Annotated in this window: 13 protein-coding genes; 9 read left to right on the top strand and 4 right to left on the bottom strand. The window is 71.4% G+C overall.

Translation table 11 applies throughout. The features are described from left to right. Positions 1-199: 199 nt before the first annotated feature. Positions 200-1,375 (bottom strand): PP2C family protein-serine/threonine phosphatase, encoded by a 1,176-nt coding sequence (locus ACWD5D_RS02535; protein WP_451370912.1) that lies wholly within the window; start codon positions 1,373-1,375, stop codon positions 200-202. A 369-nt stretch (positions 1,376-1,744) separates the two neighbouring features. Between ACWD5D_RS02535 and ACWD5D_RS02540 the strand changes: the two genes are divergently transcribed. From ACWD5D_RS02540 to ACWD5D_RS02550, 3 genes are read left to right on the top strand one after another with little or no spacing between them, the layout of a single operon-like run. Continuing rightward, positions 1,745-2,398, top strand: coding sequence for a response regulator transcription factor (locus ACWD5D_RS02540; protein ID WP_451370913.1), 654 nt, complete (start codon positions 1,745-1,747; stop codon positions 2,396-2,398). After that, positions 2,389-3,657 carry a sensor histidine kinase gene (locus ACWD5D_RS02545; RefSeq protein WP_451370914.1) on the top strand — a complete coding sequence of 423 codons (1,269 nt, stop codon included), beginning with the start codon at positions 2,389-2,391 and terminating at the stop codon, positions 3,655-3,657. The genes ACWD5D_RS02540 and ACWD5D_RS02545 overlap by 10 nt, the downstream gene beginning before the upstream one ends. 38 nt (positions 3,658-3,695) lie before the next feature. Then, the gene (locus tag ACWD5D_RS02550) at positions 3,696-4,970 is read left to right on the top strand and encodes a COG4705 family protein (protein ID WP_451370915.1); all 1,275 of its coding nucleotides are present in this window, start codon (positions 3,696-3,698) and stop codon (positions 4,968-4,970) included. A 268-nt stretch (positions 4,971-5,238) separates the two neighbouring features. On the opposite strand, the gene ACWD5D_RS02555 is transcribed toward ACWD5D_RS02550, so the two are convergent. Beyond that, the gene (locus ACWD5D_RS02555; protein WP_451370916.1) at positions 5,239-5,688 is read right to left on the bottom strand and encodes a hypothetical protein; all 450 of its coding nucleotides are present in this window, start codon (positions 5,686-5,688) and stop codon (positions 5,239-5,241) included. A gap of 720 nt (positions 5,689-6,408) precedes the next feature. Here ACWD5D_RS02555 and ACWD5D_RS02560 point away from each other — a divergent pair. The 4 genes from ACWD5D_RS02560 (at position 6,409) to ACWD5D_RS02575 (ending at position 11,240) form a co-directional block, all read left to right on the top strand. Then, positions 6,409-8,226: a gamma-glutamyltransferase family protein gene (locus ACWD5D_RS02560; protein WP_451370917.1), complete on the top strand. Its 1,818-nt coding sequence runs from the start codon at positions 6,409-6,411 to the stop codon at positions 8,224-8,226. Positions 8,227-8,364: 138 nt separating this feature from the next. Further along, on the top strand, positions 8,365-9,237 hold the full coding sequence (locus ACWD5D_RS02565) for an inositol monophosphatase family protein (RefSeq protein ID WP_451370918.1): 873 nt from the start codon (positions 8,365-8,367) through the stop codon (positions 9,235-9,237). Between the two features lie 87 nt (positions 9,238-9,324). Further along, positions 9,325-10,734, top strand: a complete 1,410-nt coding sequence (locus ACWD5D_RS02570) for a phytoene desaturase family protein (protein ID WP_451370919.1) — start codon at positions 9,325-9,327, stop codon at positions 10,732-10,734. Next, entirely contained in the window at positions 10,731-11,240 is a 510-nt protein-coding gene (locus ACWD5D_RS02575; protein ID WP_451370920.1) for an O-acetyl-ADP-ribose deacetylase, read from the top strand. The genes ACWD5D_RS02570 and ACWD5D_RS02575 overlap by 4 nt, the downstream gene beginning before the upstream one ends. Before the next feature lie 150 nt (positions 11,241-11,390). Here ACWD5D_RS02575 and ACWD5D_RS02580 read toward each other — a convergent pair whose 3' ends face one another. Together ACWD5D_RS02580 and ACWD5D_RS02585 are read right to left on the bottom strand one after the other, a co-directional pair. Beyond that, positions 11,391-13,355: an oxidoreductase gene (locus ACWD5D_RS02580; protein ID WP_451370921.1), complete on the bottom strand. Its 1,965-nt coding sequence runs from the start codon at positions 13,353-13,355 to the stop codon at positions 11,391-11,393. Between the two features lie 114 nt (positions 13,356-13,469). Next, the gene (locus ACWD5D_RS02585) at positions 13,470-14,048 is read right to left on the bottom strand and encodes a TetR/AcrR family transcriptional regulator (protein WP_451370922.1); all 579 of its coding nucleotides are present in this window, start codon (positions 14,046-14,048) and stop codon (positions 13,470-13,472) included. Positions 14,049-14,320: 272 nt separating this feature from the next. On the opposite strand from ACWD5D_RS02585, the gene ACWD5D_RS02590 reads away from it, so the two are divergent. Further along, positions 14,321-15,187: a methylenetetrahydrofolate reductase gene (locus ACWD5D_RS02590; protein WP_451370923.1), complete on the top strand. Its 867-nt coding sequence runs from the start codon at positions 14,321-14,323 to the stop codon at positions 15,185-15,187. A 117-nt stretch (positions 15,188-15,304) separates the two neighbouring features. Next, positions 15,305-16,795 carry an AlkA N-terminal domain-containing protein gene (locus tag ACWD5D_RS02595; protein WP_451370924.1) on the top strand — a complete coding sequence of 497 codons (1,491 nt, stop codon included), beginning with the start codon at positions 15,305-15,307 and terminating at the stop codon, positions 16,793-16,795. Positions 16,796-16,815 lie beyond the last annotated feature (20 nt).

Consider the following 16,815-nt stretch of genomic DNA (forward strand, 5'->3'; position numbering starts at 1 on the left):
GATGGTTCCCGCCGTCAACTCCGGAAGCGCTCGACTGCCGGTTCATCCCACAGGGCATCGCCTTTTCAGGCGGGTGCGCTGTCGTACGACCGCGTTACGACGTCTGCAAGACCTCTGCCGTGGGGCCGGGCACGCCCGGCCTGCGCGCTGAACTTCACGGCGACCCTGGGCAGGCAGCCCGGGCGCTGCCTCTGCGCGGTCACTCCTCTTCGGAGTCCGGGTGTACCAGACTGCGCATGGTGGGGCGCCCGGGGCGGGCCACGTGCTTGGTAGGCGCGCGGCGGACGGCGACGAGGGCGGCGTCGTCACCGAGGCGTCCACTGGTGTGACTGAGCAGGTCGCGCCTGATGTGGTGAAGCAGGATCTCAGGGGCTTTGTCGGTCCATTGGGCGCTGCGTTCGGCGAGTGGGTAGAAGGTGCCGTGGTGATCGCGGGCTTCGATGACGCCGTCTGTGTAGAGGAGCAGAGTGTTTTCCGGCCCGAAGGGCACCTGGTCGAGGTTGTGGTCTCCGGGCGTGGTCAGGCCGATGCCGAGTGGTGGTGCGGGGTTGAGGGCGGGAGTGGTCACCGCGTGGCCCGGGCCGAGTATCAGGGGTGCGGGGTGTCCACAGCTGATCACCTGGGCGATGGGTTCGTCGTCGGGGATCTCCAGCAGAAGAGCGGTGGCGAAGCGTTCACCGGCTTCCTCGTCCGGCTCGAAGTCGGCGAGGTAGCGCAGAACGCTCCGCTCCAGGGCGGCGGCAAGCTGGCACAGGGTGGTGTGCTGGCGTGCAGCCTCCCGGAACGCGCCCAGCAGGAGGGCCGCCTCGCCGATGGCGGGCAGACCCTTGCCGCGTACGTCACCGATCATCATGCGGGTGCTGTTGTGCGTGCGGGCAGCGGCGTACAGGTCGCCGCCGATTTCCGCTTCCTCCTCGGCGGCCAGGTAGACGCTGGCCAGGTGCATCAGCCCGAGTCGGCTCGGGAGCGGCCACAGGAGGACGTGTTGGGCAGCCTCGGCGACGGAGCGGACCTGCGCCAGCTGGCGTGTGCGCCGGTCGCGGACTACGCACAGCGACACGATAAGCGCAGTGAGCACTGCGAGGGCGGCTACTGGCACGAGCATTCTTCGTGACCCCAGTGCGCCGGATTCCCAGCCGATGAGCGTCTGCGCCGCCATGGCCAGCATCCCGACGCCTGCCGTTGCCCGTGGGCCCTCGAACCACGCGGTCAGTGCAGGCGCGATCACCAGCAGGGGGCCCAGCGCGATGTCGTTCGGAGTCAGGATGTCCACAATGGTGATCAAGGCGATCAGCGACAGTGGAATCAGCAGCAGTGTGTGCCCTGAGCGCCATTGCCGCCCGAATCCCGCCGAACGCCGCTGCTCGAACCCCACGTCTTCCACAGTGCACCCGCGCACTCCGGTCGGCGAGCGTAGCTGCCGGGAACACCTTGGGTTTCGGCTCGGAGCCGCACCGCTCGACATGTGGCCCGGCCGACGCTCATCAGCCGACAGGCACCGATGAGATTGATCTTGGTGCTGCCGCTCCGTATCCGAACGCCCGCCGGCGCCCCCCTCAGTGGCGGGGGTCGTCGCCGGCGCTGAACATGAAGGGCAGGGCGATGCGGTCGAGAATGAAACGCTCGCCGGGGGGCAGGGACCGTCCAGCCGCACCGGGAGCAGAAGCTTTACGGGCCTCGCGGACCACCAGGGCGCTGACCAGGGAGAATGGAGAACTTTCGCCGGAGTGCCTAGGGTCGGCGTGTGGCTTTTATTATGGTGTGCGAAGACGATGCGGCGGTCCGCGACGTCCTGAAGCGCGCACTTGAACACGACGGCCATACTGTCGCAGTCGCTTCTACGGCGGACGGCCTGCTGCGGCACCTTGAGCCGGTCCCTCACCTGGTCGTCCTGGATCTGGGGCTTCCGGACGCCGATGGCCGCGATGTCTGCTTGGCGCTGCGGGCACGTGGCGTTGATGCCCCGGTGCTGATGCTCACCGCCCTGGACGGCATGCATCACAAGGTGGGCGGCTTCGAGGCTGGAGCCGACGACTACATGACGAAACCGTTCGACGTCCCGGAGTTGCTGGTGAGGGTCCGCGCCCTGCTGCGCAGAACAACCGCGACGTCCCCGCCGAGGGGCGTCGTTCTCGATCCGGCGAAACATGTCGTGATCTACGGTTCGACGAGCGAGAGCCTGACGCCGACCGAGTTTCGGCTGTTGGGCAGGCTTATCGCTTCGCAGGGCGATGCTGTACGCCGCCACGCCCTCGTTGCTGCCGGTTGGCCGCATGGCGCGCAGGTCAGCGCCAACACCCTTGACTCCTTCGTTCGCCGGCTACGGACCAAACTCGGTGCGCTGGGTGTGGCCGATCGCCTGGCGACGGTCCGTGGGGTGGGCTATCGATGGGAGTGACGGGCTTCCGTGGGAGGGTTGTCGCGCTTGCGGTTCTGATCGCGACAGCGGTGGTCGCAGTGCTGGTGGTGGTCTCGCACGTGTTGCTGAGCCGGGTGACCGACGCCGACGCGAACGCTTTGGCGCATACGCGTGCAGAGGCGGTGGCGGCGAACGTAACCGTACGCGGTGGTCACGTCGTGCTGATCGAGAACGGCAACGAAGCGCTGGACACGGTCACGTGGGTGTACGCCGATGGGCACCTCATCGACGGGATCGTGCCGGGCAGCCTTCTTGGCCGCGTCGAGGCGCTTGCCGGCTCCGGGCAGTCGCAGACCACCACGGTCGGCAGTCACCTTCTGTATGCCCAGCCGATCCGGCTCGAAGGCCACCGCGCCGTGGCGGTCGTGAGGGTGGATCTGACGCCGTACGAGACGTCAGAGCAGCGCAGCCTGACGATGGCGCTCATGTTGGGTGGCATCTCGATCCTGCTCGCAGGCGTCGTCGCATACCTCATGGTGGGGCGTGCGTTGCGGGTGGTTCACGAAATGGCCACTCTTGCCGACGACTGGGGCGATCACGAACCCGGGCGCCGATTCGACCTCGGCGTTCCGCACGATGAATTCGGAGAGCTCGGGCGAACTCTCGATCGCCTGCTTGACCGCGTGGACAACGCGCTCGCGGACGAGCGCCGGCTCACTGACGAGATCGCCCACGAGTTGCGGACGCCCCTGACGGCCCTGCGGGGCGAGGCACAGTTGGCGCAACTCTCCGGTCAGCATGTGGCACCGGAGTCCGTTCTGACCGAGGTCGACCGCCTGAACACGGCGATCACGACGATTCTGAGTGCCGCCCGGACACGGATCGACGGCGGTACCCGCTGCGATCTCAGGGCGGCGGCGCGACAGGCGATCGCCGGTCGCTCCATCGAACTCGCCATCCCGACCAACGTCGACGTCGCCGTGGCAAGCGAACTCGTCGTGGCCGTGTTGTCCCCCCTTCTGGAGAACGGCCTGCAGCATGCGAGTTCGCGCGTCTGGGTCACGGCACGCATTCAGCCCCAAGGCGTCGTGATCGATGTCCTCGACGACGGCCCGGGGTTCGATCCGGCGGAGGTCGATCGGGTCTTCGAAGCGGGCGTGACCAGCGGCAACGGGCACGGTTTGGGGCTGGCCGTGGTAAGGCGTCTCGCCGCGTCCGCGGGAGTGGCAGTCCGTGCGATCGCGGATGGTCACGGTCGCGTCGAGGTGACCTTCCCCACGCCGGAGGCGATCGCGTAGTCAGGTTGTGTGCAGGTTGGCCGAGCCAGCCTCGTCGCATGACAACGACGAGCGAAGCCCGCACGCACCGCAGCGGGCGGCTGATGCTGAACAAGGTTCCCGAGGTCACCATCTGGTTCTGGGTGATCAAGATCCTGTGCACGACCGTCGGTGAGAGTTTCGCCGACTGGATCAACATGAAGCTGGGCGTCGGCCTGGTGAACACGGCCTGGATCTTCACCGCCGTGTTCGTGGTGGTTCTGGGCGTCCAGCTGCGGCTGAAACGGTACGTCCCGTTCCCGTACTGGCTGACCGTGGTCGTTGTCAGTGTCACGGGCACGCTGTACACCGACATCCTGACCGACCAGCTCAACGTGCCTCTGTGGATCAGCTCCGCGGTGTTCTCGGTCCTGCTCGCCGTGGTCTTCGGCGTGTGGTGGCTGCGCGAGCGCACCCTCTCGATCCACTCGGTCACGACGCTGCCGCGTGAGTCGTTCTACTGGCTCGCCGTTCTCGTCACCTTCGCGCTCGGCACCGCGACCGGCGACTGGACCCTCGAGCTCACCGGCTGGAGCCCGGGAGTCTCGGTCCTGCTGCCCCTCGGCCTCATCGCGGCGATCACGCTGTTGTGGAAGTTCGGCGCGAACCCGGTGCTGTCCTTCTGGCTCGCCTACATCCTGACCCGCCCGCTGGGCGCCAACATCGGTGACTGGCTCGCCTCCCCGAAGGTCGCCCAGCCGGGCGAGCCGACCGGCCTCGCGCTGGGCACCTTCACCACCAGCCTGATCTTCCTCGGCCTGATCCTGGCGACTGTCATCTACCTGACGGTGACGCGCTCCGACGTGACCGAGACCTACGAGGCTTCGCACACCCCGCAGATCACCGCCGACCCGCGCAGGGAGCGCATCGGGCTGGCGGGCTTCGGTCTCCTCGCCGTCGCCACCGGGGTCCTGCTGGTCTGGGCGCACAGCCAGCCGCACGTCGGACCGGCGCCGGAGACCGACGCCACCTCCACCGTTCAACTCGCCCCTGGCCAGGCCGTGAAGAAGTTCCCGTCCAAGAAGGTCGACGCGCTGAAGGCACTCGCATCGACCTCGCTCAGGGACGCACAGTCGGGGAACGCGACCGGGGCCCACGCGGCTGCCCAGTCGCTGCGAGACCTCTGGGATGCCGACCAGGCTTCGTTGCAGCCGCTGGACAACACCGGCTGGACGTTCCTCGACGCCCAGATGGACCAGGTCCTGAAGACCTTCGGCATCGACCACCCGAACCCGCCGATGTCGCCGGCCCACCAGGAGGCTGAACTCCGCACCCTCCTCACGGACATGCGCTGACGGACCTGATCGGCGGCGACTCCTCCGAGGTCGCCGCCGATCACGCTCTCGCGGTGCACGGGATCAGTGACGCAATGGTCTCCGACGCGCCCACCTTCGACCACGTGCTGCCCGAGCTGCCGCGCGTCACCGATGCGCGCACGGTGCTGGCGTACAACGAGGAACCTTCGACCGCACCGTCATCACCACGGCTTCCGACCTGGGCCGGAGCGTGGAAGCTCCTTCGACGCCGACGCGGCCCGCTGCCGCCCCTGCTCAGAGAGCTGAATCAGCGCCTGACCCGGCTCGTCGAACGCCACGCCCCGCAACTGCTCATACCGGTGGGCATCGGCCCGGACAGCGCCGCCACTCTCCTGATCACCATGGGAGACAACCCCGAGCGGCTGAACACCGAGGCGTCCTTCGCCGGCAGGCCAACGCCGCCCCGCACCGTATTGTGTTCACCCGGCTGCGCTTCGATCCCCGCACCCAGGCGTACTACGAACGCCGCACCCAGGAGGGCAAGACCCGACGTGAGATCATCCGAGAAGGAAGCGGTCAGCGCCTCACTCCAGGTGGTGTAGCCGGGGCCGGCCACGGGGCCGAAGTGCCGGCCGCGCACCGCATGGATGGTGCGGGCGACCTCACCGAGCTGCCGGAAAAATGCCGGCCAGGTGGTGCGCGGGTAGACGCCGAGCCGCTCGGCGGCCGGAACGCCATCCAGGAGTGTTTGGATCATGACGTTCCGTTCGATGACCTCGTGGGTGAAGTCGGCGGCGATGAGCCGGGGGCAGCGGCGCGATCGGCGCGAGGTAGGGCAGGGTCGCGAACTCGTTGCGCATCAGGGCGCGCTCGTGCGGAGCTGCCTCTCCGGATGGGGCGCGAAGCGGAGGATGACCAACCGGTCTTCACGGTGACGGTCACGCGCAGAGTTGTGTTGTGCATGTCGCCGCCGAGTTCGGGCGATCTGCTGCCGCGTCTTCGGTACAAACGTACAGGTCACCGCCGCCGCACGCCGGAGGAGGGCGTGCCAGGCGAGGAAATGATCACGGTGGAGGCGGTCACCGCAGAGTGACTGGATCAGCCGCCTGGTTGACGGGTCAAGGTATCGAGATTCTGGACAACTTGATGTCCAGCTCTTCCACCTGCGGTATCGGGTTCGCGATCGTGGGGGCGTCGTGAGTCGGCGAGAACGACATGTCCGCGTAACGGAGCGGCAGCGTGCACCAGGAGATTTTGGCGCCCATAAGGGGACCCATTTCACCAGGTGAGACGGATTGCCGCTGATCCGTTGTGCACGTTGACTCCGCGAGCGCAGCAGTGTCGGGCCTCAACAGCCTGGCCAGGAAAGAGGGGGCAATGGGTCTACCTGGAGGAGATGGCCTCGCGCTCATTCTCCCCAGACGCTCCCCACGGCCCATTCTGGGCCGACCGATACACGTAAGCACCGAGGTCAGATATGGAATTTACGACTCGTCCCACCCTGAAAGGCACCTTCGGCATGGTGTCCTCGACGCACTGGCTGGCCTCCCAGTCGGCGATGGCGGTCATGGAGGACGGTGGCAACGCCTTCGACGCGGCCGTCGCCGGCGCGTTCGTCCTGCACGTGGTGGAACCGCACCTCAACGGGCCCGCCGGTGAGGTGCCGATCCTGCTGGCCCCGGCCGGCGGCGAGGTGCGGGTGCTGTGCGGACAGGGCGTGGCCCCGGCCGGCGCCACGGTCGCGCACTACAAGGGGCTCGGCCTCGACCTCGTACCCGGCACCGGACCGCTCGCGGCCGCCGTGCCCGGCGCCTTCGACGCCTGGCTGCTGCTCCTGCGCGACCACGGCACCAAGTCCCTGGACGACGTCCTGAAGTACGCCATCGGGTACGCCGAACACGGACACCCGCCCGTGGAGAACGTCGGCGCGACCGTGGAGAGCGTGCGGAAGCTGTTCGAGACCGAGTGGACCTCGTCGGCGGAGGTGTACCTGCCGGGCGGCACACCGCCCCGGCCCGGTGAGCCGCTGCGCAATCCCGCCCTCGCCGCCACCTGGAAGCGGCTGCTCGCCGAGACCGCCGGCGCCGGCGAGCGGGAGGCGCGCATCGACGCCGCGCGCGAGGTGTGGCGCACCGGCTTCATCGCCGAGGCCCTCCTGCGGCAGTCCCGGCGGCCCACCATGGACACCAGCGGCGAACGGCACACCGGCACGCTCACCGAGGCCGACCTGGCCGGCTGGTCGGCGTCGTACGAGACACCCGTGACCTACGACTGGAACGGCTGGACCGTGTGCAAGGCCGGCCCCTGGAGCCAGGGCCCCGCCCTCCTCCAGCAGCTCGCCCTCCTCCCGCCCGAGCTGCCCCCGCACGGCCGCGCCGACTACGTCCACCTGCTGATCGAGGGCTGCAAGCTCGCCATGGCCGACCGCGAGGCCTGGTACGGCGACGCCGCCGAGGTGCCCGTCGCCGAACTGCTGTCGGACGGCTACAACGTCGAGCGGCGCGCGCTCGTCACCGCCGCGGCATCCCGCGAGCTGCGCCCCGGCAGCCCCGGCGGACGCGCGCCGCGCCTTCCCGCGCAGTCACACGCGCGCGTGGGCGACGACGGCGACGACTTCAGCCCGCTGGGCGTCGGCGAGCCCACCGTCGCGCACCCGCCCGCCGAGCCCCGGGTCGCCGCCGACGGCACCAGCCGCGGCGACACCTGCCACCTCGACGTCGTCGACCGCTGGGGCAACATGGTCGCGGCCACGCCCAGCGGCGGCTGGCTCCAGTCGAACCCGGTCGTCCCGGAACTCGGCTTCCCGCTCGGCACCCGGTTGCAGATGACCTGGCTGGAGGAGGGCCTGCCGAACTCCCTCGCCCCCGGCCGCCGCCCCCGCACCACCCTCACCCCGTCCCTGGCGCTGCGCGACGGCGTCCCGGTGCTGGCGTTCGGCACTCCCGGCGGCGACCAGCAGGACCAGTGGCAGCTGCACTTCTTCCTCGCCGCGGTGCTGCGTGCCCCGGTCCGAGGCGGCCTCGACCTGCAGGGCGCCATCGACGCCCCGAACTGGCACAACGACAGCTTCCCCAGTTCCTTCTACCCGCGCGGCCACCGCCCCGGCAGCGTGACCGTGGAGTCGCGCATGGCGGCGGACGTGATCGAGGAGCTGCGCCGGCGCGGCCACGACGTCACCGTCGGCCCCGCATGGTCGGAGGGGCGCCTGTGCGCGGTGGCCCGGGACCCGCGGACCGGAATCCTGTCGGCCGCGGCCAACCCGCGCGGCATGCAGGGGTACGCGGTGGGCCGCTGACGGCCGCTGACGGCCGCTGACGGCCGCGGGCGGGGGAGCAGCCGGGGCCCGAGGGGCAGCCCCGCGTATTCATCGTGATTCCATACCCCATCCACCGCACGGGCGGGGATTGTCAGCGGGGCGTGTTCTCATGGAGGCATGATCGACGACACCGAGACCTGGGAGTCCCCTCTGGACGAGATTCTCGGGGGAGAGTTCCTCGCCCGCCGCTCGGCCGACGTGGAAGACGCGGTCCGCAAGGCCGCCGCCGCCGAGATCCTGCCCCGCTTCCGCCGGCTCGCCGACCACGAGGTGGACCAGAAGAGCGGACCGCACGACCTGGTGACGGACGCCGACCGCCTCGCCGAGCGGCAGCTCACCGAGGTCTTCGGCGCCCTGCTGCCCGGCTCGGTGGTGGTCGGCGAGGAGGCGGTGCACGCCAACCCGGCCACGTACGACGCGCTCCAGGGCGACGCCCCGGTCTGGATCGTCGACCCGGTCGACGGCACGCGCCAGTTCGTGCACGGCGACGACGGCTTCTGCACCCTGGTGGCGCTCGCCCACCGGGGCACCCTCCTCGCCTCCTGGACCTACGCCCCCGCCCGCGACCAGTTCGCCACGGCGGTGCGCGGACAGGGCGCCTACCTCGACGGGGAGCGGCTGTTCGCCGGCCCGCCGGCCCCCGGCCGGGACCTCGTCGTCGCCACCTCCCACCCGGACTTCACCACCGACGAGCAGAAGCGCTCGCTGCGCGCCCTGTGGACCGACGGCATCGCCCCGCGCCCCTGCGGTTCGGCGGGGCTTGAGTATCTCGCCGTGGCCCGGGGCGAGTTGGACGCGGTCGCGTTCTCCTGGGAGGCCGCCTGGGACCACGCGGCGGGTCTGCTGCTGGTCCAGGAGGCGGGCGGCGCCGACATCACCCTCACCGGTGAGCCGTTCCGTATCACCGGCGGCAACGCGCTGCCCTTCACGGCCGCCCGGGACGCCGCCACCGCCCGCCGCGTCGCCGAGCTGCTGCGCACGGCGGCCTGAGGCACCCGCCCCGGGCACTGTCGGTCCCCCGGCATATCCTGAAGCCGAGTGGCCATCGGCTGACGAGGGGGTCCGAAGGTGCCGTCGATGCTCGATGCGGTCGTGGTGGGTGCGGGGCCGAACGGACTGACCGCGGCCGTGGAGCTGGCCCGCCGCGGGTTCTCCGTCGCCCTGTTCGAGGCGCGTTCCACCGTCGGCGGCGGTTCCCGTACCGAGGAGCTGACGCTGCCCGGCTTCCGGCACGACCCGTGCTCGGCCGCCCATCCCCTCGGGATCAACTCGCCCGCGTTCCGTGCCCTTCCGCTGGAGCGCTACGGCCTCGAGTGGCTGCACGCCGACCTGCCGATGGCGCACCCCTTCCCGGACGGCAGCGCGGCCGTGCTGGCCCGGTCCGTCGCCGAGACGGCCGCCTCGTTCGGCCCGCGCGACGCGGGCACCTACCGCAGACTGGTCGCGCCGTTCCTGTCCAGGTGGGACACCCTGGCCCGGGACTTCATGTCCCTGCCGCTGACCGCGCTGCCCCGCGACCCGGTCACCCTCGCCCGCTTCGGCCTGGCCGGACTCCCGCCCTCCACCGTGCTGATGAGCCGCTTCCGGGACGAGCGGTTCAAGGCCCTCTTTTCCGGCCTCGTCGCCCATGTCATGGCCCCGCTGGGCGGCTTCGCCACCGGTGGCGTCGGCCTGGTCTTCGCCCTGGCCGCGCACGCCCGCGGCTGGCCCGTCGCCCGCGGCGGCTCCCAGGCGATCTCCGACGCCCTCGCCGGCTACCTGTCGGATCTCGGCGGCGCGATCCACACCGACTACGAGGTCAAGCGCCTGGACGACCTGCCGCCCGCGCGCGCGTACGTCTTCGACACCTCGCCCACCGCCCTCGCCCGCATCGCCGGCTTCGGCAGCCACTACGACCACTACCGCTACGGCCCCGGCGTCTTCAAGATCGACTACGCGCTGGACGGCCCCGTGCCGTGGACCGCGCCCGAGGCCCGGGTCGCCGGCACCGTGCAGATCGGGGCGAGCCGCGCCGAGATCGGCCGGGCCCTGCGTGCCGCGTCCCGCGAGGGCCGCGCCCCGGACAAGCCGTTCATGATCACTGTGCAGCCCAGCGTGGCCGACCCGACCCGGGCCCCGGAGGGCAAGCACGTCTTCTGGGCGTACGGCCACGTCCCGAGCGGCTGGAGCGGTGACCTCACCGACGCCATGGAACGCCAGCTGGAGCGCTTCGCCCCCGGCTTCCGCGACCGCGTCCTCGCCCGCGCCACGGCCGGCCCTGCCGAGATGGCCGCCCGCAACGCCAACTACGTGGGCGGCGACATCGCCTGCGGCGCGGCCTCCGGACTCCAGCTCCTGCTGCGCCCCAGACTGTCCCTGTCCCCGTACCGCACCCCCCACCCGGCGGTCTTCATCTGCTCCTCCGCGACCCCGCCCGGCCCGGGCGTGCACGGGATGTCGGGGCACAACGCGGCGAAGGCCGTCTGGAGAAGACTGAGGCAGACATGATCACCATCACCCTCGTCCGGGGCGACATCACCCGGCAGACCGTCGACGCGATCGTGAACGCGGCCAACTCCTCCCTGCTCGGCGGCGGGGGCGTCGACGGCGCCATCCACCGCCGCGGCGGCCCCGCGATCCTGGCGGACTGCCGCGCCCTGCGCGCCTCCCGGTACGGCAAGGGCCTGCCCACCGGCCAGGCCGTCGCCACCACGGCGGGCGAGCTGGACGCGCGCTGGGTGATCCACACCGTGGGCCCGGTCTGGTCCGCCTCCGAGGACCGCGCCGACCAGCTCGCCTCCTGCTACCGGGAATCCCTCCGCGTCGCCGACGAACTGGGCGCGCGCACGGTCGCCTTCCCGGCGATCTCCACCGGCGTCTACCGCTACCCGATGCAGGACGCCGCCCGCGTCGCGGTGGAAACCGTACGCACCACCCCGACCGCCGTCGAAGAGGTGCGCTTCGTCCTCTTCGACGACCATGCGTACGACGCGTTCGCCCGGCAGCTCGGCTGAGCGCTCCGCCGGCAATCCGGTGCGTCATCCGCGAGTCCGTCGTGGCTGGTCGCGCAGTTTCCCGCGCCCCCGCGGGCGCGGCCGAAGCGCACCGGACTTCGCCGACCCCGCCCGGCCCCTGAGGTTCGGCGGCCCCGGATGCCGTACGGCCTAGAGCTCGGCCGCCACCGTCAGGCCCTCCAGCACCGCTTCCTCCACGGTGCGCGGCGCGACGCAGTCACCCGCGGAGAAGACACGGTCGGCCGGGACGCCCAGGGCGACCGGGTCGAGGTCGTTGACCGGTTCGTGGCCCTGGGAGAGGACGATGCCCGCGACCCCGTCGAGCAGTACCGGCTCCTCGGTGAGGGTGTGCTGGAGGTAGACGGTGTCGCTGTCGGCGCCGTAGAGCCGCACGTTGGGCACGACGTCGATCCGCGCCCGCGCGGCCTGGGCCAGCATGGCGGCGCGTACGTACTGCTGGAGGTGCTCGCCGGCGGCGAAGCCGGTCACGCCGAGCGTCACCTTCCGTCCCAGGGACGCGAGTTGGAGGGCGACGCCCAGGCCGATCCAGTCGCCGCGCCAGTCCGCCACCACGATCCGGCCGCGCGGCACCTCGCCGCCACGGATGACCGACCAGGCGTCGAGCACCACGGGGTCGTCCATCAGCTCCAGCCGCGGACGGCGGGGCCGTGCACCGGTGGTGAGCACCACCGCGTCCGGCGCCGCGGCGGCGAGGGTCTGTCCGTCCACCCGGGAGTTCACCAGGATGCGGGCTCCCGCGCGTCGCGCCTCACCTTCGAGGTTGGTGACCGCACCGCCGAACTCGGCGCGGCCGGGCAGCAGTTCGGCGAGGAGTACCTGTCCGCCGACGCGTCGCCCCGCTTCGTGCAGTTCCACCTCGTGCCCGCGAGCCGCGGCCACGGCGGCGGCCTTCAGGCCGGCCGGCCCGCCGCCCACCACCAGTACCTTCTTCCGCCGTGTGATCGTCGGCAGTACCCCGAAACGGCGCTCCCGGCCGGTCTCCGGGTGCTGGATGCAGGAGATCGGGTAGCCGAGCTGGAAGTGGCCGATGCAGGCCTGGTTGCACCCGATGCAGGCGCGGATCTCCTCGGCGCGGTCGTCCGCGGCCTTGACCGGCATGTCCGGGTCGCAGATCAGGGCCCTGGTCATCGCACACGCGTCGGCCTGACCGTCCGCGACGATCTGTTCGGCCTCCTGCGGCTGGTTGATGCGCCCGGCCACCATCACGGGGACGCCGACGACGGCGCGCACCTTGGCGGCGAGCGGCGCGGTGTAGCCCGCGTGGTGGAACATGGGCGGGGCGATGTGCTGGGCCCCGGACAGGCTGGAGGAGCTGCCCGCAGCCACCGACACGTAGTCGATCAGTCCCTCGGCGTCGAGCGCGGCGACTGATTCGAGGACCAGATCGGTACCCAGGCCGTCGTGGCTGAGTTCGTCGCCGGAGATGCGCAGGCCGACCACGAAGCCGTCTCCCGCGTGCTCCCGGGCGCTGCGCAGTGCCTCGCGCAGGAAGCGCAGCCGGCCAGGCCCGTCGCCGCCCCAGCCGTCGGTGCGGACGTTGACCGCGGGGTTGAGGAACTGTGCCGGCAGGTAGCCGTGGCTGGCGACGACCTCCACGCCGTCGAGCCCCGCCTCGCGCAGCCGGCGGGCCGCCTGGCCGTAGCCGTCGAGGACTTCACGGATCTCGGCCTCGGTCATGGCGCGCGGCATGACGTGGAAGCGCTCGCTCGGTGTGGCCGAGGGTGCCCAGGCGACGGGCGCGCTGCCGTCCTTGGACTCCAGGATCTCCCGGCCGGGATGGAACAGCTGGCCGAAGACCTTCGTGCCGTGCCGGTGCACCGCCTCGGCGAGCCTGGCGTAGCCGGGCACGCACTCGTCCTCGGTGGCCATCAGCACGTGGGTGGTGTACCGGGCGGACTCGTGCACGCCGGAGACCTGGAGCACGATCAGGCCGACACCGCCCGCCGCGCGGGCCTCGTGATAGGCGATCAGCTCCTCGGTGACCGCGCCGTCCCTGACCAGGACGGTGTCGTGGCCCGAGGACAGGATCCGGTTGCGCACCGTCACCTGGCCTATTTCGAGCGGGATGAACAGGTGCGGGAACCGCACTCCCATGGCACGTCTCCTCCCTCGGAGCCTGGCGCTCCGCTGAAAATCCGGTGTCGTCCGCGGGTCCGCCGTGGCTGGTCGCGCGGTTCCCCGCGCCCCTACGGGGCGCCGCGAACCCGCCTAGGCGCGGACGCCGAGCACGACGCGCGCGGTGCCGAGCATCACCTCGGCGTAGCGTTCGGCGGTGAGCCCGGATCCGGACGCCACCGCCATCTCGCAGCCGTCGACCAGGGCCACCAGCGAACCGACGGCGAGGTCGGCGGCGAGCGGAGGGTCGAACTCCTTGCTGCGCAGGCCCTGTCGGACGATCTCGGTGACCAGCGCCCGCCATGCGGCGTGGACGCGGCGCACCCCCTCGCCCAGCTCCTCCCGGCGGGAGGCGCTCGCGCAGAACTCGGTCCATGTGGCGCAGCGCCGGACGAGGCCGGGATCGGAGGTGAGTGCCCCGACGAGCAGTTCGAAGCGGCGCCAGGCCCCGGGGGCGTCGACGGCCGCGGCCCGCCAGCGTTCGATCAGTTCGTCGATGGACCAGGCGAAGGCCTCGCGGAAGAGGGCGTCGCGGGTCTCGAAGTAGTGCTGCAGCGAACCGATGGACAGTCCGGACGCCGTGGCGACATCGCGCAACCGGCCCGCGTCGAAGCCCCGTTCGGCCAGCACCTCGGCCGCCGCCCGCAGGATCCGTTCCCTCTGCTCGTCCACGATCGCTCCCGCTGCCGCACGTTCCCGGTGTCACGCGCTCGGCTTCACCTTCCGGGCCACATGTTCTCGCCCGCCCATCTTGCCAGCTAATAATAACGCATTATTGTGACGCCCGACACAATGCCCTACTCCCTCGAGATGGCGGCCGGCGCCCCTGTCCGGCACGGACCGCCTCGGAGGGCCCTGTCCTGGCAGCACCTGGCCGACCGAGCCTTCGTGGGCGCATGGCATCATCGGCCGGGATCACGGCCGTAACCGCACCCTGGAGCCCGATGAACGCCGCCCTCACCGCCGCGCCGGCGGTCGGCACCTCGTTGCTGGACGACTTCTCCCTGGAGATGACCGGCAAGGACGTGCCGAAACTGGAGGAGGCGCGCGACAGCATCCCCCGGGGTACGCGGATCAACGTGACGTTCCTGGCGGGCGAGGATCTCGGTATGCGGCTGGCCGCTGCCCGCGCGGTCAAGCGGCTCGGGTTCGTCCCCGTGCCGCACATCTCCGCCCGCCGGCTGCCCTCGCGGGATCACCTGGAGGAGTTCCTGGCGGGGCTCGCCGCGGACGGCACCGCGGAGAACGTGTTCGTGGTCGGCGGCGACCCCGCCCGCCCCGAGGGCCCGTACGAGGACGCGCTCTCCGTCATCCGCACCGGCCTGCTCCAGCACCACGGGGTGCGGCACATCGGCGTCAGCGGCTACCCGGAGGGGCACCCGGCCATCACGGACGGCACCCTGTGGTCGGCGCTCACCGACAAGACGGCGGCCCTCGACACCGAGCGGCTCACCGGCGACGTGATCACCCAGTTCGGCTTCGACGTCGACCCGGTCCTCGCCTGGCTGGAGGCCGCCCGCGACCGCGGGGTGCACCTGCCGGTCCGCATAGGCGTCCCCGGCCCGGCAGGAGTGCGCCGGCTGCTCGGCTACGCGGCCCGCTTCGGCGTCGCCACCAGCGCCTCCGTCGCCCGCAAGTACGGCTTCTCGCTGACCAACCTCATGGGTACGACGGGCCCCGACCGCTTCCTGCGCGCACTCGCCCGCCGCTACGACCCGGCGCGGCACGGCGTCGTGAAGGTGCACTTCTACACCTTCGGGGGCCTGCGTACGACCTCCGAGTGGATCGCGGGCTTCGGGCAGCACGGCTGACCCCGACCGGGAAGGAGGATCGATCCCGCCAGGGAATTTGCTCCCGCCCCAGGCCACCCCAGGTACATGTCGGATTTCCGCCAGCGGTGAGTCCCCGCCAGGGCCGATCCTGGACGCATGCAGACAGGGATGCACCTCGACCGGGAGCACTGCGTACGCGCCGTGCAGTCCAAGGACGCACGGTTCGACGGCTGGTTCTTCACCGCCGTCCTGACCACCCGCATCTACTGCCGGCCCAGCTGCCCGGTGGTCCCGCCCAAGCCGGAGAACATGACGTTCTATCCGAGCGCGGCCTCCTGCCAGCAGGCCGGATTCCGGGCCTGCAAGCGCTGCCGCCCGGACACCAGCCCCGGCTCCCCGGAGTGGAACCGGCGCGCCGACCTTGTCGCCCGCGCCATGCGGCTGATCTCCGACGGTGTCGTGGACCGCGAGGGCGTGCCCGGACTGGCCGGCCGGCTCGGCTACTCCGCCCGCCAGGTCGAGCGCCAGCTGCTCGCCGAGCTGGGCGCCGGACCCCTCGCCCTGGCCCGCGCCCAGCGCGCCCAGACCGCACGGCTGCTGGTCGAGACGACACCGCTGCCCATGGCGGAGATCGCCTTCGCGGCCGGCTTCTCCTCCATCCGCACCTTCAACGACACCGTCCGCGAGGTCTTCGCCCTGTCCCCGAGCGAGCTGCGCGCCCGGGTGCCGCGGGGCAGCGCCGCGGGCATCGCCGGCACCCCCGGCACCATCGCGCTGCGGCTGCCCTTCCGCGCCCCGCTCAACCCCGACAACCTCTTCGGACACCTGGCCGCCACGGCCGTACCCGGCGTGGAGGAGTGGCGCGACGGCGCGTACCGGCGCACGCTGCGGCTCCCGTACGGGCACGGCATCGCCGCGCTCACGCCCCGCCCCGACCATATCGCCTGCCGCCTCACCCTCAGCGACCCGCGCGATCTGACCGTCGCCATCAGCCGCTGCCGACGCCTGCTCGACCTGGACGCCGACCCGGTGGCGACCGACGACCGGCTGCGCACGGACCCGCTCCTCGCGCCGCTCGTCGACAAGGCCCCGGGGCGCCGCGTCCCGCGCACGGTCGACGAGGCCGAGTTCGCCATCCGGGCCGTGCTCGGACAGCAGGTGTCCACGGCCGCCGCCCGCACCCACGCGGCCCGCCTGGTCACGGCCCACGGCAAACCGCTGGACGACCCCGAGGGCGGACTCACCCACCTCTTCCCGTCGCCCGAGGCGCTGGCCGCCGTGGATCCCGAGACCCTGGCCATGCCCCGCACCCGGCGCACGACCTTCACCACTCTCGTCGACCGGCTCGCCGACGGCACGCTCCACCTGGGCGTCGAGTCCGACTGGGCCGAGACCCGGTCCCGTCTGCTCGCACTGCCCGGCTTCGGCCCCTGGACGGTCGACGTCATCGCCATGCGCGCCCTCGGCGACCCCGACGCCTTCCTCCCCACCGACCTCGGCATCCGGCGCGCCGCCCAGGAACTGGGCCTGCCCGGCACCCCGGCCGCGCTCACCGCCCGCGCCGAGGCCTGGCGCCCCTGGCGGGCCTACGCGGTCCAGTATTTGTGGGCGACGGACAGCCACCCCGTCAACTTCCTTCCCGTATAAGAACCTTCGAGAGGACCTTC

It is taken from the genome of Streptomyces sp. NPDC002520 (genome assembly GCF_053595235.1).

Coding starts and splice junctions, on each gene's coding strand:
- ACWD5D_RS02590 (WP_451370923.1), top strand. CDS start 14,321: ATGAACGCCGCCCTCACCGCCGCGCCGGCGGTCGGCACCTCGTTGCTG.
- ACWD5D_RS02555 (WP_451370916.1), bottom strand. CDS start 5,688: ATGATCCAAACACTCCTGGATGGCGTTCCGGCCGCCGAGCGGCTCGGC.
- ACWD5D_RS02575 (WP_451370920.1), top strand. CDS start 10,731: ATGATCACCATCACCCTCGTCCGGGGCGACATCACCCGGCAGACCGTC.
- ACWD5D_RS02565 (WP_451370918.1), top strand. CDS start 8,365: ATGATCGACGACACCGAGACCTGGGAGTCCCCTCTGGACGAGATTCTC.
- ACWD5D_RS02595 (WP_451370924.1), top strand. CDS start 15,305: ATGCAGACAGGGATGCACCTCGACCGGGAGCACTGCGTACGCGCCGTG.
- ACWD5D_RS02580 (WP_451370921.1), bottom strand. CDS start 13,355: ATGGGAGTGCGGTTCCCGCACCTGTTCATCCCGCTCGAAATAGGCCAG.
- ACWD5D_RS02550 (WP_451370915.1), top strand. CDS start 3,696: ATGACAACGACGAGCGAAGCCCGCACGCACCGCAGCGGGCGGCTGATG.
- ACWD5D_RS02545 (WP_451370914.1), top strand. CDS start 2,389: ATGGGAGTGACGGGCTTCCGTGGGAGGGTTGTCGCGCTTGCGGTTCTG.
- ACWD5D_RS02560 (WP_451370917.1), top strand. CDS start 6,409: ATGGAATTTACGACTCGTCCCACCCTGAAAGGCACCTTCGGCATGGTG.
- ACWD5D_RS02570 (WP_451370919.1), top strand. CDS start 9,325: ATGCTCGATGCGGTCGTGGTGGGTGCGGGGCCGAACGGACTGACCGCG.